This is a genomic window from Phaeobacter sp. G2 (genome assembly GCA_025163595.1).
In the GTDB taxonomy this organism is placed as follows: Bacteria; Pseudomonadota; Alphaproteobacteria; order Rhodobacterales; family Rhodobacteraceae; genus Pseudophaeobacter.
This window is the reverse complement of the sequence record CP104100.1, coordinates 3443090-3456659: the sequence shown is the minus strand read 5'-3', so window position 1 is coordinate 3456659 and position 13570 is coordinate 3443090. Positions and strand designations below refer to the sequence as shown.

General features: G+C 57.5%; 13 protein-coding genes. 10 read left to right on the top strand and 3 right to left on the bottom strand.

Features of this window, described 5'->3' with window-relative positions; all coding sequences use genetic code 11:
- Window position 1: 1 nt before the first annotated feature.
- Entirely contained in the window at window positions 2-2332 is a 2331-nt protein-coding gene (clpA, locus tag N1037_16490) for an ATP-dependent Clp protease ATP-binding subunit ClpA (GenBank protein UWS78849.1), read from the bottom strand.
- Window positions 2333-2533: 201 nt separating this feature from the next.
- Window positions 2534-3301: a hydroxyacylglutathione hydrolase gene (gene gloB / locus N1037_16485; GenBank protein ID UWS78848.1), complete on the bottom strand. Its 768-nt coding sequence runs from the start codon at window positions 3299-3301 to the stop codon at window positions 2534-2536.
- A 61-nt stretch (window positions 3302-3362) separates the two neighbouring features.
- Between gloB and N1037_16480 the strand changes: the two genes are divergently transcribed.
- From N1037_16480 to N1037_16445, 8 genes are all read left to right on the top strand, one after another.
- Window positions 3363-4109: a methyltransferase domain-containing protein gene (locus tag N1037_16480; protein ID UWS78847.1), complete on the top strand. Its 747-nt coding sequence runs from the start codon at window positions 3363-3365 to the stop codon at window positions 4107-4109.
- Between the two features lie 495 nt (window positions 4110-4604).
- Window positions 4605-5165 carry a F0F1 ATP synthase subunit delta gene (locus tag N1037_16475; protein UWS78846.1) on the top strand — a complete coding sequence of 187 codons (561 nt, stop codon included), beginning with the start codon at window positions 4605-4607 and terminating at the stop codon, window positions 5163-5165.
- A complete protein-coding gene (gene atpA, locus N1037_16470; GenBank protein ID UWS78845.1) occupies window positions 5166-6704 on the top strand; it encodes a F0F1 ATP synthase subunit alpha in 1539 nt (512 codons plus the stop codon).
- A gap of 12 nt (window positions 6705-6716) precedes the next feature.
- On the top strand, window positions 6717-7595 hold the full coding sequence (locus tag N1037_16465; GenBank protein ID UWS78844.1) for a F0F1 ATP synthase subunit gamma: 879 nt from the start codon (window positions 6717-6719) through the stop codon (window positions 7593-7595).
- 21 nt (window positions 7596-7616) lie between these two features.
- Window positions 7617-9041, top strand: coding sequence for a F0F1 ATP synthase subunit beta (gene atpD / locus N1037_16460; GenBank protein ID UWS78843.1), 1425 nt, complete (start codon window positions 7617-7619; stop codon window positions 9039-9041).
- Window positions 9042-9052: 11 nt separating this feature from the next.
- Entirely contained in the window at window positions 9053-9466 is a 414-nt protein-coding gene (locus tag N1037_16455; GenBank protein ID UWS78842.1) for a F0F1 ATP synthase subunit epsilon, read from the top strand.
- Window positions 9467-9621: 155 nt separating this feature from the next.
- Entirely contained in the window at window positions 9622-9975 is a 354-nt protein-coding gene (locus tag N1037_16450; protein UWS78841.1) for an H-type lectin domain-containing protein, read from the top strand.
- A gap of 257 nt (window positions 9976-10232) precedes the next feature.
- Window positions 10233-10736, top strand: a complete 504-nt coding sequence (locus N1037_16445; protein ID UWS78840.1) for an ATP-binding protein — start codon at window positions 10233-10235, stop codon at window positions 10734-10736.
- A gap of 159 nt (window positions 10737-10895) precedes the next feature.
- Here N1037_16445 and N1037_16440 read toward each other — a convergent pair whose 3' ends face one another.
- Window positions 10896-11918 (bottom strand): ribose-phosphate pyrophosphokinase, encoded by a 1023-nt coding sequence (locus tag N1037_16440; protein ID UWS78839.1) that lies wholly within the window; start codon window positions 11916-11918, stop codon window positions 10896-10898.
- A gap of 106 nt (window positions 11919-12024) precedes the next feature.
- On the opposite strand from N1037_16440, the gene N1037_16435 reads away from it, so the two are divergent.
- Window positions 12025-12618 carry a 2-hydroxychromene-2-carboxylate isomerase gene (locus tag N1037_16435; protein ID UWS78838.1) on the top strand — a complete coding sequence of 198 codons (594 nt, stop codon included), beginning with the start codon at window positions 12025-12027 and terminating at the stop codon, window positions 12616-12618.
- Between the two features lie 91 nt (window positions 12619-12709).
- Entirely contained in the window at window positions 12710-13525 is an 816-nt protein-coding gene (locus N1037_16430) for an alpha/beta hydrolase (GenBank protein ID UWS78837.1), read from the top strand.
- The last annotated feature ends 45 nt before the right edge of the window (window positions 13526-13570 follow it).

Here is a 13570-nt window from a genome sequence, read left to right as displayed (position 1 = left end):
ATCAGTCAGCAGTCAGCAATGGCGGTTTGTCGCCAGAGATCCGTGGCTTGGTTGGCCCTTCGATCCGCAGATCGAGCTTGCCATCCTTGATGCCAACCTTGACCAGCCCACCTTTTGCAAGCTTGCCAAAGAGCAGTTCTTCGGCGAGCGGTTTCTTGATGTGCTCCTGAATGACCCGGCCAAGAGGCCGTGCGCCCATGCGATCATCATAGCCTCGTTCCGCCAGCCATTCCGCAGCCTTGCGGGTCAGCTCAATCGAGACATTGCGATCCATCAACTGGGCTTCAAGTTGCAGCACGAATTTCTCGACCACTTGCAGGATGACCTCTTTGGGCAGTGGCGCAAAGGCGATCACAGCGTCCAGACGGTTGCGGAATTCCGGCGTAAAGGTGCGCTCAATCGCGGCGGTGTCTTCACCCTCGCGGCGATCACGACCAAAGCCGATCGCAGCCTTTGCCATATCTGAGGCACCAGCGTTGGAGGTCATGATCAGTACCACGTTGCGGAAGTTCACCGCGCGGCCGTTGTGATCGGTGAGCTGACCGTTATCCATCACCTGCAGCAGGATGTTGAAAACATCCGGGTGCGCCTTTTCGATTTCATCAAGCAGCAGTACGCAGTGCGGATGCTGATCCACCCCATCGGTAAGCAAGCCACCCTGATCAAAGCCCACATAGCCGGGAGGGGCGCCAATCAGACGGGAAACCGCGTGTTTCTCCATGTATTCCGACATGTCAAAGCGCAAGAGCTCCACACCCAGGGTGTCGGCCAGCTGTTTGGCCACCTCGGTTTTGCCGACGCCCGTGGGGCCTGCAAAGAGATAGTTGCCAATGGGCTTTTCGGGTTCACGCAGACCGGCACGGGCCAGTTTGATGGCGCTGGACAGCGCATCAATGGCATCGTCCTGGCCAAAGACAACCCGCTTGAGGCTTTTTTCAAGATCCTTCAGCACCTCGGCATCGTCCTTGGTGACGCTCTTGGGGGGAATGCGGGCGATCTTGGCCACGACGGCCTCGATCTCTTTGACGCCGATGGTTTTGCGGCGTTTGCTTTCCGGCACCAGATGCTGTGCAGCACCGGCCTCATCAATCACGTCGATGGCCTTGTCGGGCAGTTTGCGGTCATTGATATAGCGCGCGGCCAGCTCGACAGCGGATTTGATCGCATCGGCGGTGAACTTGATGCTGTGGTGCTCCTCAAAATAGGGTTTCAGCCCTTTGAGGATCTCAACCGCATCTTGAACCGAAGGTTCATTGACGTCGATCTTTTGGAAACGACGGGCCAGGGCGCGGTCTTTTTCAAAATGCTGACGGAACTCCTTGTAGGTGGTGGAGCCCATGGTGCGCAGCTTGCCGCCCTGCAACGCAGGTTTCAGCAGGTTAGAGGCATCCATGGCACCGCCAGAGGTGGCACCAGCGCCAATCACCGTGTGGATTTCATCAATGAAGAGCACGCCATCGGGATGGTCTTCCAGTTCTGTCACCACTGCTTTGAGACGCTCCTCAAAGTCGCCGCGATAGCGGGTGCCGGCCAGCAGCGCCCCCATGTCGAGCGAAAAGATGGTGGTTTCAGCCAGAACCTTGGGGACTTCGCCCTGAACGATCTTGCGCGCCAGACCTTCGGCAATGGCGGTTTTGCCAACACCGGGATCCCCCACCAACAGCGGGTTGTTCTTGCGGCGGCGGCACAGCACCTGGATGCAGCGCTCCACCTCATGGCTGCGGCCAATCAGCGGATCAATGTCGCCTTCGCGGGATTTGGCGTTGAGATCGACGCAGTATTTATCCAGCGCGCTTTCTTTTTTGTCGCCTTCGCCGGGCGGGGGGGAGCCCATGGCCTCTTCTTCGCTTTCGGGGGCGCCAGTGACCGGGCGGGATTCGCCAAAGGCGGGATCCTTGGCCACGCCATGGGCAATGAAATTCACTGCGTCATAGCGGGTCATATCCTGATCCTGCAGGAAGTAGGCCGCGTCGCTCTCGCGTTCTGCAAAGATCGCGACCAAAACGTTGGCCCCGGTGACTTCGGTGCGGCCAGAGCTTTGCACGTGGATGGCGGCGCGCTGAATAACCCGCTGGAAGGCTGCTGTCGGGACCGCTTCGGATCCATCAACATCCGTCACCAGATTGGCGAGATCTTCGTCAACAAATTCAATCAGCGAAGCGCGCAGCTGACCCAGCTCAACACCACAGGCGCGCATGACGCGGGCGGCTTCTGGTTCTTCGATCAAAGCCAGCAGCAGGTGTTCCAGCGTGGCAAACTCATGGCGCCGCTCATTCGCCAGCGCGAGCGCGGCGTGAATGGCTTGTTCTAGTGTGCTCGAGAATGAAGGCACGGGCGTGCTCCTCTGTTCTTGGGTTGACCGGGGCATCGGCTTTCTGCCTCTTCCCCGTGCATCAACCATGTCCTCATAGTATTAGAGTTTGGTTGATAGAGCGGCAGCTTCAAGGACTTTCTTTCAAATTTGGGTCACATTTCTTTTTAAAGCGGTTGAATTGCACTCGGCCCTTGAAGGCTCAAACCGTGGTCGCGGGTGCTAGAACGTGTCCTTCCGGTGACGAATTTCTGCAAAAACATCTGCGTTTTCAGCGTCTTCCATGCCGATGGCTGATTTGACTTTATCCAGATGAGCCCGCAAGAACGGATTTGTGTCCAGTTCCAGCTGCAATCGCGACGGAACAGTGGCTTCGCCTTTGGCGCGTTTTTTTGTGATTTCATCAACGCGCAGCTGCAAGGCGGCATTGTCAGGCTCAATTGTAACCGCAAAACGGGCGTTGGATTGGGTGTATTCATGGCCAGAGTAAACCATGGTCTGCGGCGGCAGTGCCATCAGACGGTTGAGACTGTCCCACATCATGTCTGGCGTGCCTTCAAACAGGCGACCACAGCCAAGCGCCATCAGGCTGTCGGCGGTAAAGACGGCCTGGCTCTCTGGCAGGAAAAAGGCGATGTGCCCAATGGTGTGGCCCGAGACATCCAACACCTGGACCTCTTCGCCAAACAATTCAAAGCGGGCGCCATAGTCCAGCGCATGGTCCAGCGGTGGCAGGCGGTGGGTGTCGGGTTTGGCGCCATAGATCTTGGCGCCATAGCTGCGGCGCAGCTCGTCCACGCCGTCGATGTGATCATAGTGGTGGTGGGTCAGCAGGATCGCATCCAAGCCCCAGCCACGGGTGCTCAGCGCTGTTTTCACCGCAGCTGCTTCCGGCGCATCCACCAAAGCGGTCTGACCGCTCTTGGCATCGTGCAGCAGATAGGCATAGTTGTCCGAGAGACAGGGCAGGGTAATGATTTCCAGGGGCATGGTTTTTCGCCTCACCATTGTTACACTGCGCATAGATTGGCCCAAGCAGCAGGCACCCGCAATGCATCTTGATGTTCAGGATCTTAGGAATTTTTATTACCGCAGTACTCTGGGTCGTGCGGCGCAGGCTTCGGTGCGGAACCGATTGTTGGAGCTCTGGCCAGAAGCCGCGGGGCAGACCGTGGCGGGATTTGGCTTTGCCGCCCCCTTGATGCGGCCCTATTTGGCTGAGGCGCGCCGGGTCATTGCCTTGATGCCAGGGCCCCAAGGGGTGATGCAGTGGCCTGCAGGCATGCCCAATGTGTCGGTCCTGTGTGAAGAGACCAGCTGGCCGATCGAAACGGGGCGGGTGGATCGCCTGGTGGTGATGCATGGGCTGGAGACCTCGGAGCGGCCATCCCAGTTGCTGGAGGAATGTCGCCGGGTTCTGGGGCCAGGGGGGCGGGCGATCTTTGTGGTGCCCAACCGGGCCGGGTTCTGGGCGCGGTCTGACAAGACTCCCTTTGGCTATGGACGCCCCTACACGCTTATCCAGCTTGAAAACCAGCTGCGCCTGCATGAGTTCACCATCGAACGCCATGCCGCTGCGCTGTATCGAATGCCAAGCCAGAAACGGTTCTGGCTCAAGTCGGGTGCCCTGTTTGAGCGGGTCGGGCGGCGGTTGCCAACGATGTTGGCGGGGGGCGTGTTTATGGTCGAGGTCAGCAAACAGACCCATCCGCAACATGGGCATATGACCAAGGTCAAGCGTGCCAACCCGATCCGGGTTCTTGAGGGGTTGTCGAATCCCTTGCCAGACCCCGCCTGAGCTGCCCCTGTATTTGCCTGCCCGCCTGAATAAGCCTGCCCGCCTGAAATCCTGCGCCCGGCGAATAATGGCCCACCCAATCCCGGTGCAGGCTTGCGCCGGTCGAGGGGCGATTGCCGCGGGAGGAAGTGGGGTGCGAAGATGATTCTGTTTGTAACTTTTTGTAACGGAGGCTTGAATGCTGGCAGCATCCGGCAGGACTATCGGGGGCAATAGTGTCGTTTTTACGCAGTCAGGAATCGTAAATTGCTGCCGTAACGTAGATAAAAATGCTTTTGTTTAGAGGGGCAAACAGCCGCAGTTTGGCTAACTGATTGAAAACATTGAAGTCACGGAATTCACCCTAGGGGCTATAGACAGTTGATAGGTTGCTAAGGCTCTGTTACATCCACGCTGATTTTAACGCCCTGCCGCTTTTGGTGGGGCTTGCTCACGCCCCCGGACGCCGTCTGCTCGCAGACATGCCAACCGGGGCCAAATGTCGGAAGGGTGGACGTGTCCGAACCAGCTTCGATTTCAGCAGGCATTGCTGCGCGCTATGCCACTGCGGTCTTTGAGATCGCCGAAGAAAGCAAGGCGCTCGATAGCCTTGAAACCAGCATCAATGATCTGGCAGCTGCCCTGGCTGACAGTGACGACCTGCAAAACCTGATCAGCTCTCCGCTGATTTCTCGGGATGAGCAGGGTGCCGCGATTGCGGCAGTTGCGGATAAAATGGGCCTGGCGCCCGTTCTGCGCAATACTCTGGCTCTGATGGCGCAAAAGCGCCGTCTGTTTGTGGTTCCAGCGCTGATCTCCGCTCTGCGGGATCGTCTGGCTGAGGCCCGCGGTGAAGTGACCGCAGAGGTCGTTTCTGCCAAGGCGCTGACCAAGACCCAGAGCGAAAAGCTGGCCAAAACTTTGGCAGAGCGCGTAGGCAAAAAGATTACCATCAATGCAACCGTCGATGATAGCATCATTGGCGGTCTCGTCGTTAAAGTGGGCTCAAAGATGATCGATAGCTCGATCCGCTCCAAGCTCAACTCCCTACAGAATGCAATGAAAGAGGTCGGATAAATGGGTATCCAAGCAGCAGAAATTTCTGCGATCCTAAAAGACCAGATCAATAATTTTGGTCAGGAAGCCGAGGTGGCTGAAATTGGTCGCGTGCTGAGCGTTGGCGATGGTATCGCCCGCGTCTACGGTCTCGACAATGTTCAGGCTGGTGAAATGGTCGAATTCCCTGGTGGAATTATGGGCATGGCGCTGAACCTGGAGGCCGATAACGTTGGTATCGTTATCTTTGGCTCCGACCGCGACATCAAAGAAGGTGACACTGTTAAGCGCACCAACTCGATCGTGGACGTTCCCGTTGGCCCCGAACTGCTGGGTCGCGTTGTTGACGGTCTGGGTAACCCCCTGGACGGCAAAGGCCCGATCAACGCTGCAAAGCGTGGCGTTGCCGATGTCAAAGCACCAGGCATTATCCCACGTAAATCGGTTCACGAGCCGATGGCGACAGGCCTGAAATCTGTTGATGCGATGATCCCCGTTGGCCGTGGCCAGCGTGAGCTGATCATTGGTGACCGTCAGACTGGTAAAACAGCCATCGCGCTGGACACCATGCTGAACCAGAAATCCTACAACGATGCAGCAGGCGACGATGAGTCGAAGAAACTGTACTGCGTTTACGTCGCGATTGGTCAAAAGCGTTCGACTGTTGCTCAGCTGGTGAAAAAGCTGGAAGAAGCCGGCGCGATGGAATATTCGATCGTGGTTGCTGCAACCGCGTCCGATCCTGCGCCTCTGCAGTTCCTGGCCCCCTATGCGGCCACCGCGATGGCGGAATACTTCCGTGACAGCGGCAAGCACGGTCTGATCATCTATGATGACCTTTCCAAGCAGGCTGTTGCCTATCGTCAGATGTCGCTGCTGCTGCGTCGTCCGCCCGGACGTGAAGCCTATCCTGGTGACGTTTTCTATCTGCACTCCCGCCTGCTGGAACGTTCGGCTAAACTGAACGAAGACTTCGGCGCTGGCTCCCTGACGGCTCTGCCCGTTATTGAGACCCAGGGTGGTGACGTTTCCGCCTTTATTCCAACCAACGTGATTTCGATCACCGATGGTCAGATCTTCCTGGAAACCGAACTGTTCTACCAGGGCATCCGTCCTGCTGTGAACACCGGTCTGTCGGTTTCGCGTGTTGGCTCCTCGGCCCAGACAAACTCGATGAAGTCTGTTGCGGGTCCGGTGAAACTGGAACTGGCTCAGTACCGCGAAATGGCGGCCTTTGCGCAGTTTGGGTCTGACCTTGACGCCGCCACTCAGCAGCTGCTGAACCGTGGTGCCCGTCTGACCGAGCTGATGAAGCAGGCGCAGTATTCGCCGCTGACCAACGCAGAAATCGTTTGCGTGATCTTCGCCGGCACCCAAGGCTACCTCGACAAGATCGACGTAAAGTCCGTGGGCCGCTATGAAGAAGGCATGCTGGCGCATCTGCGTGGCAAGCACGCTGATCTGCTCGAGTGGATTTCGACCGAAGATCCAAAGATCAAGGGCGATGCCGCCGACAAAATCAAAGCAGCGCTGGACGAATTCGCCGCAGATTTCGCTTAAGGGGATAAGGCAATGCCAAATCTCAAGGACCTGAAAAACAGGATCGCGAGTGTCAAAAGCACTCGTAAGATCACAAAAGCCATGCAAATGGTGGCCGCGGCGAAACTTCGCCGCGCCCAGGAAGCTGCTGAAGATTCACGTCCCTACACCAAGCGGTTCAACGCCGTTATGGCGGGGCTTGCCTCTTCTGTTGGTGGCAGCGATAGCGCGCCAAAACTGCTGCGCGGCACCGGTAGCGATCAGGTTCAACTGCTTGTTGTCCTGACCGCTGAGCGGGGCCTGTGTGGTGGCTTTAACGCCAATATCGCCAAACTGGCGCGCCAAAAGGCGCAGGAGCTGAAAGCGGCTGGCAAAACGGTCAAGATCCTGACCGTTGGTAAAAAGGGCCGCGACGCGCTGCGTCGCGATCTGGCTGATGATTTTATCGGCCACGTGGACCTGAGCGAAGTTAAGCGCATCGGCTATGCCAACGCGCAGGACATCGCAAAGGATATCCTGACCCGCTTTGACGCTGGTGAATTTGATGTTGCGACTCTGTTCTTTGCAGAGTTCGTCAACGTCGTGACCCAGGTGCCAACAGCGCAGCAGATCATTCCGGCCTCTTACGAGGGCGGTGCCGCTGAAGAGACATCCGCGGCCGTTTACGACTACGAGCCCAGCGAAGAGGCAATCCTTGCCGACCTGCTGCCCCGTGGCGTATCGACCCAGATCTTTTCGGCGCTGCTGGAAAATGGTGCATCCGAACAGGGTGCCCGGATGAGTGCGATGGATAACGCCACCCGTAACGCTGGCGAGATGATCGACAAGCTGACCATCGAGTTCAACCGCTCGCGTCAGGCCGTCATCACCAACGAGCTGATTGAAATCATTTCGGGCGCTGAGGCGCTCTAAGAGACAACCGGAGACAAACACATGGCAAACGCAAAAGGCAAAATCACGCAGGTGATTGGCGCCGTTGTGGACGTGCAGTTCGAGGATGCCCTGCCGGAAATCCTCAACGCTGTGACCACCGACAACAACGGTAAGAACCTGGTTCTCGAGGTTGCTCAGCACCTGGGTGAGAACACAGTCCGTACCATCGCTATGGACGCAACCGAAGGTCTGGTGCGCGGACAGGACGTGACCGACACTGGCGCGCCTATCTCGGTTCCAGTGGGCAACGCCACACTGGGTCGTATCCTGAACGTCATCGGCGAACCCGTTGATGAAAAGGGTCCCGTAGAATCCACCGAAACACGTGGCATCCACGGCGACGCGCCTTCTTTCGCGGATCAGTCGACCGCAACCGAGATCCTGACCACAGGTATCAAGGTTATCGACCTTCTGGCCCCCTACACCAAGGGTGGTAAAATTGGTCTGTTCGGCGGTGCCGGCGTTGGTAAAACCGTTCTGATCATGGAACTGATCAACAACATCGCGAAGGTGCACTCTGGTGTGTCCGTGTTCGCCGGTGTTGGTGAGCGGACCCGTGAGGGCAACGATCTGTACCACGAGATGATCGAATCCGGTGTTATCGTTCCCGATAACCTGGTCGATTCCAAAATTGCCCTGGTCTACGGCCAGATGAACGAACCTCCCGGTGCGCGTATGCGGGTTGCTCTGTCGGGTCTGACCCTGGCGGAACAGTTCCGTGATGACAGTGGCTCGGACGTTCTGTTCTTTGTGGACAACATCTTCCGCTTCACACAGGCGGGTTCCGAGGTGTCTGCTCTGCTGGGTCGTATTCCTTCGGCGGTGGGCTACCAGCCAACACTGGCCACCGACATGGGTGCGATGCAGGAACGGATCTCTTCGACCAAAAACGGTTCGATTACCTCCGTTCAGGCCGTCTACGTTCCTGCGGATGACCTTACCGACCCTGCGCCTGCGACCTCGTTTGCGCACCTGGATGCGACAACCGTTCTGGATCGTGCGATCTCGGAGAAAGGTATCTATCCTGCGGTTGACCCGCTTGGTTCCACATCGCGTCTGCTGGATCCACTGATCATTGGTGACGAGCACTATAAAGTTGCCACCGACGTTCAGCAGATCCTTCAGCGTTATAAATCGCTGCAGGACATCATCGCCATTCTCGGCATGGACGAGCTTTCTGAAGACGACAAACTGGCCGTGGCCCGTGCGCGTAAGATCGAACGCTTCCTGTCTCAGCCGTTTGACGTTGCAAAAATCTTCACCGGCGCCGACGGTAAACAGGTTCCGCTGGAAGACACCATTGCATCGTTCAAGGCCGTTGTGGCTGGCGAATACGACCACCTGCCCGAAGGCGCCTTCTACATGGTTGGCGGCATCGACGAAGTGATCGCAAAAGCCGAAAAAATGGCTGCTGACGCGGCCTAAGGAGGGCCCTGATGGCTGATACCATGCAATTTGACCTCGTAAGCCCGGAGCGCAGCCTAGCGTCGCTCCAGGTGAACGCGGTGCAGATCCCCGGCGCGGAGGGTGACATGACGGCTATGCCGATGCATGCACCCACCATCACCACCCTGCGTCCGGGTGTCCTGCGGGTTGAAAGCTCGCAAGGCACTTCGGAGTTTGTGGTCACTGGCGGTTTTGCCGAAATCAGCGCTGAGGCCCTTTCGGTCCTCGCTGAGAAGGCAATCCCAATGGATGAGATGACCCGCGCCCATCTGGACGAGCTGATCGAAGAGGCTCGTAACATGTATAAAACCGCGCAGGAAGCGGAGCAGCCCCACGACATCGTCGAGGAAGCCGCTAAGCTGCTGTCGGACATGGAGGCCCTGGGCACACATATGAGCCTGTAACGGCCCATGGATGCACGCCCAGTGTGTTCTCGAGACTTAGAAACCGGCCCTTCTTCGTGATGGGCCGGTTTTGTTTTTTGAATTTTAGAATTTTTTGGCTTTTAATGGCCGAACCGTGATTTCGCGCGGATAGACTGAAGCTGGAACGATAAGACATGCAACGACTACGCAATCCACGGATTGGAATTGACCAGGGCGAACTGGTGTTGTTTTCCGAATTCGACAGCGGCGGCAGCATGTGGACCGGCGAGGGCGCCCGCGAGCGGCGCAAGCTGGTGACATTCCAGGAAGCCTATCGCCGCCCACCTGCGGTGCAGGTCTCGATCTCGCTGTGGGATATGGACACCAGCGCTGCCATCCGTGCCGAGCTGGTAACGGAGAATATCACCACCACGGATTTTGAAGTGGTGTTCCGCACCTGGGCCGACAGCCGCATCGCCCGCCTGCGCACCGCCTGGATCGCCATGGGCGAGCTGCCCTTCGATGACGACTGGGATGACGTGGATTGAGGGTTGCGGGGTGGGCTTGTGTTATCGCAAAGGTCAGCTATGCGGGACAAACGGTGCATTCGCTGCGGCTGCGCCAAGGTCTGCTTCACCGATAGACAATAAGAACCCCACGTGTCATTAAAGGCGCATGAAAACCTTGGTTCAGAACTTTGGTCGTCGGGGCCAAAATCGAATTACCTTCCCGGTCTGAAAACCGGGCCGGGCTAACTCGTATTTGAACGTCAACTGCGCACGCCGCGCTGAACAAGGTTATTCATATGTCCTCGACAACGCCAACTCTGCACCTGTTGTGCGGAAAAATTGCTTCTGGAAAATCCACTCTGACTGCCCAACTTAGTCGCACGGCGGGAACTATTGTGATTGCTGAAGATGATTGGCTGAATGGTCTTTATTCTGAAGAAATGTCGTCGATTTCGGACTACATGCGGTTCATGTTAAAGTTTCGCGAGGTCATGGGACCACACGTCGTCTCATTGCTACATGAGGGAATTTCAGTCGTTTTGGACTTCCAAGCAAACACGATTGCTTCGCGTGATTGGATGCGGGACATCTTGGAACAGACGAAGGCTGCACACAAACTTCACGTTTTAGATGTCCCTGACGAAGTCTGTATCGCGCGGCTTCATGCTCGCAATGCTCAAGGCGATCATCCATTTGCGGCAACAGAAGAGCAATTCCGACAAATTTCGAAATACTTCGTCGCTCCTTCACCTGAGGAAGGTTTCAATGTGGTGATGCATCACGTTGACACGAAACTCTGAGTTAACCGGACCTTCATTGATGGTGCGGCATCCGGTAAAGTGAGCTCATTGCTGACATTGAAATGGAAGCTGTACTCTTGCAGCATTACCACTTGCACTTAATAAAAAAGACCCCGGCAGAGTTCCGCGCGGGGCCTTTGTGATGGGGGTGATGCGGGCTTAGACGCCGTTGGAATACAGCGACTCGTAGATCGGGATCAGGGTCTTGTCCTCAAACAGCGAGGACACCGAGGTGCCGTGCCAGATGTTCAGGATTGCCTGAGTGAACAGCGGCGCCGTGGGCAGGATGCGGATGTTGGGCGCATTGCTTACGGCTTCGGTGGGCTGGATGGAATCGGTTAGCACCAGTGACTTCATCACCGAATTGGTGACGCGTTCCACCGCAGGGCCGCTCATCACGCCGTGGGTGATATAGGCGTGGACCTCTTTGGCGCCATTGTCCAGCAGCACCTGCGCAGCCTTGCACAGGGTGCCAGCGGTGTCGCACATGTCGTCAATGATCAGGCAGATCTTGTCCTGCACATTGCCGATTACGGTCATCTCGGCTACTTCACCAGCTTTTTCACGGCGTTTGTCGACGATCGATAGCGGCGCGTTGATGCGTTTGGCCAACTCTCGGGCGCGGGCAACGCCGCCCACATCGGGAGAGACCACCATGAGCTCGTCCATGCTGTCCTTGAACTGGTTTTTCACATCCAGGGCAAAGATCGGTGACGCATAAAGGTTGTCCACCGGAATATCAAAGAAGCCCTGGATCTGCGCGGCATGCAGATCCATGGTCAGAACCCGCTCGATACCCGCGCCGGTCAGCATATTTGCGACCAGTTTGGCGGAGATCGGCGTGCGGGCCTTGGTGCGGCGGTCCTGGCGGGCGTAGCCGAAATAGGGGATCACAGCGGTGATACGTTGCGCAGAAGAGCGGCGCAGGGCATCCGAAATGATCAAAAGCTCCATAAGGTTGTCGTTGGCCGGATTGGAGGTCGGCTGAATGATGAACATATCCTCGCCGCGCACGTTCTCGTAGACCTCAACAAAGATCTCACCGTCGTTAAAACGTTCAACGCGGGCATCGACCAGGCCTTGGTCGACACCGCGGTGCATGCTCATACGGCGGGCAATGGAAGTGGCGAGCGGGAGGTTGGCGTTCCCAGCGATGAGCTTGGGTTCGTGCAAAGTCGGCATTGGCTGATATCCCCGGCAGCAATGGCTATGTGACAGATTCGTGATCTTGCTCACCGCTTAACATGTGCGTAGCGTCCAGCCTAGTTCTAAGCGGGAGAAAACCACCATGACGACCATTGATTATTATTTCTCGACATTGTCACCCTATGCATATCTGGCTGGCACACGGTTGGAGGCGGCTGCGGCGCGGCAGAATGTTCAGATCAACTACAAACCGATGGATATTGTGGCGCTCTATGGCAGCACCGGTGGCACACCGCCCAAGGAACGTCACGTCTCGCGGCAGGAGTACCGGTTGATCGAGCTGCAGCGGCAGGCGAAAAAGAATGGGCTGACAATCAATCTGCAGCCAGCACATTGGCCGACCAATGCTGCGCCTTCGTCCTACGCGATCATCGCGGCGCAATCTGCAGGGGGCGGTGATCTGGGCGCATTGGTACATGGGCTGATGCATGCGGTCTGGGTAGAGGAGCGCGATATTGCCCAGGATGAGGTGATCAAATCCTGTCTGACCAGCGCCGGCTTTGACCCCGCGCTGGCGGATAGCGGGCTCTTGGCCGGCGCGGAGAGATATGCGCGAAACCTCGAGGAGGCTCTCAAGGCGGGGGTCTTTGGCGCACCCTTCTATATTACTGAGGACGGGGCGCGGTTCTGGGGCCAGGATCGGATCGAGGATCTGGAACAGCATCTGGCAGGATAATCCCGCCCATACGGAGACCCCGGCTCAGGCCCCCGTGTTGGCCTGGGCAAACTGGCGCGGCACAAGAGCCGAACAAGTGAGAGAGCAAGTGATGAAGGATGGCAGGGTGAGCGACGTATATTGCCGCAGTTTTGGAGCGGGAGCGCGCCGGGTTTTGGCGGTGCATTGCTCGCTGGCGCATTCCGGGGCTTGGCGCGGGCTGGCGGAGCTGATGAAGGATGAGATCACGCTCACGGCCTTTGACATGTTCTCCCATGGCCGCAGCCCGGATTGGGATGAAGCTGTGGATTTTCAAACTGCCAATCTGACGGCTGGTTTGGCTTTGCTGGACAGGGAGCCAGGGCAGGTTGACCTGATTGGTCACTCTTTTGGGGCGACCGTGGCCCTGCGTATGGCCCAGGCCCGCCCGGAGCAGATCAAAAGCCTGGTGCTGATCGAGCCGGTGCTTTTTGCAGTTGCCCGACAAGAGGCTCCAGAGCTGCAGGCGGCGCTGGAGGCAAAAGAGGCGCCGTTTAATGCGCTTTTTGAGGCCGGTGAGGTAGAGCAGGCGACACGCCTGTTTAATCGCATGTGGGGCACCGGGAAGCCAAAATGGGAAGAGCTGTCCGAGCAGGCACGGGCAGCCATGGTGCGGGCGATGCGTGCGGTTCCCACAAGCTATGAAACGCTTTATCTGGATGACAAGGGCGTCTTGAAACCCGGCGCCTTGGACCCGGTTCAGATGCCGGTTCTTTTGCTCAGCGGCGGTGCCAGCCAGCCGGTGATGCCAATGATCAATGAAGGTTTGGCGCGACGGTTGCCGCAGGCCCGTTGCGAAGTGGTTGCGCAGGCTGGCCATATGTTGCCCATCACCCATGCCGCAGTGACAGCGGGTCTGCTGCGACAGTTCTGGACTGGGATGGCCTGAGGGCTGGCATGGCTTGAGGATCATGGAGGGGGCGCGGCCCCCGGA

Coding starts and splice junctions, on each gene's coding strand:
- N1037_16445 (UWS78840.1), top strand. CDS start 10,233: ATGTCCTCGACAACGCCAACTCTGCACCTGTTGTGCGGAAAAATTGCT.
- atpD (UWS78843.1), top strand. CDS start 7,617: ATGGCAAACGCAAAAGGCAAAATCACGCAGGTGATTGGCGCCGTTGTG.
- N1037_16430 (UWS78837.1), top strand. CDS start 12,710: ATGAAGGATGGCAGGGTGAGCGACGTATATTGCCGCAGTTTTGGAGCG.
- N1037_16440 (UWS78839.1), bottom strand. CDS start 11,918: ATGCCGACTTTGCACGAACCCAAGCTCATCGCTGGGAACGCCAACCTC.
- N1037_16450 (UWS78841.1), top strand. CDS start 9,622: ATGCAACGACTACGCAATCCACGGATTGGAATTGACCAGGGCGAACTG.
- N1037_16435 (UWS78838.1), top strand. CDS start 12,025: ATGACGACCATTGATTATTATTTCTCGACATTGTCACCCTATGCATAT.
- N1037_16480 (UWS78847.1), top strand. CDS start 3,363: ATGCATCTTGATGTTCAGGATCTTAGGAATTTTTATTACCGCAGTACT.
- N1037_16465 (UWS78844.1), top strand. CDS start 6,717: ATGCCAAATCTCAAGGACCTGAAAAACAGGATCGCGAGTGTCAAAAGC.
- atpA (UWS78845.1), top strand. CDS start 5,166: ATGGGTATCCAAGCAGCAGAAATTTCTGCGATCCTAAAAGACCAGATC.
- gloB (UWS78848.1), bottom strand. CDS start 3,301: ATGCCCCTGGAAATCATTACCCTGCCCTGTCTCTCGGACAACTATGCC.
- N1037_16455 (UWS78842.1), top strand. CDS start 9,053: ATGGCTGATACCATGCAATTTGACCTCGTAAGCCCGGAGCGCAGCCTA.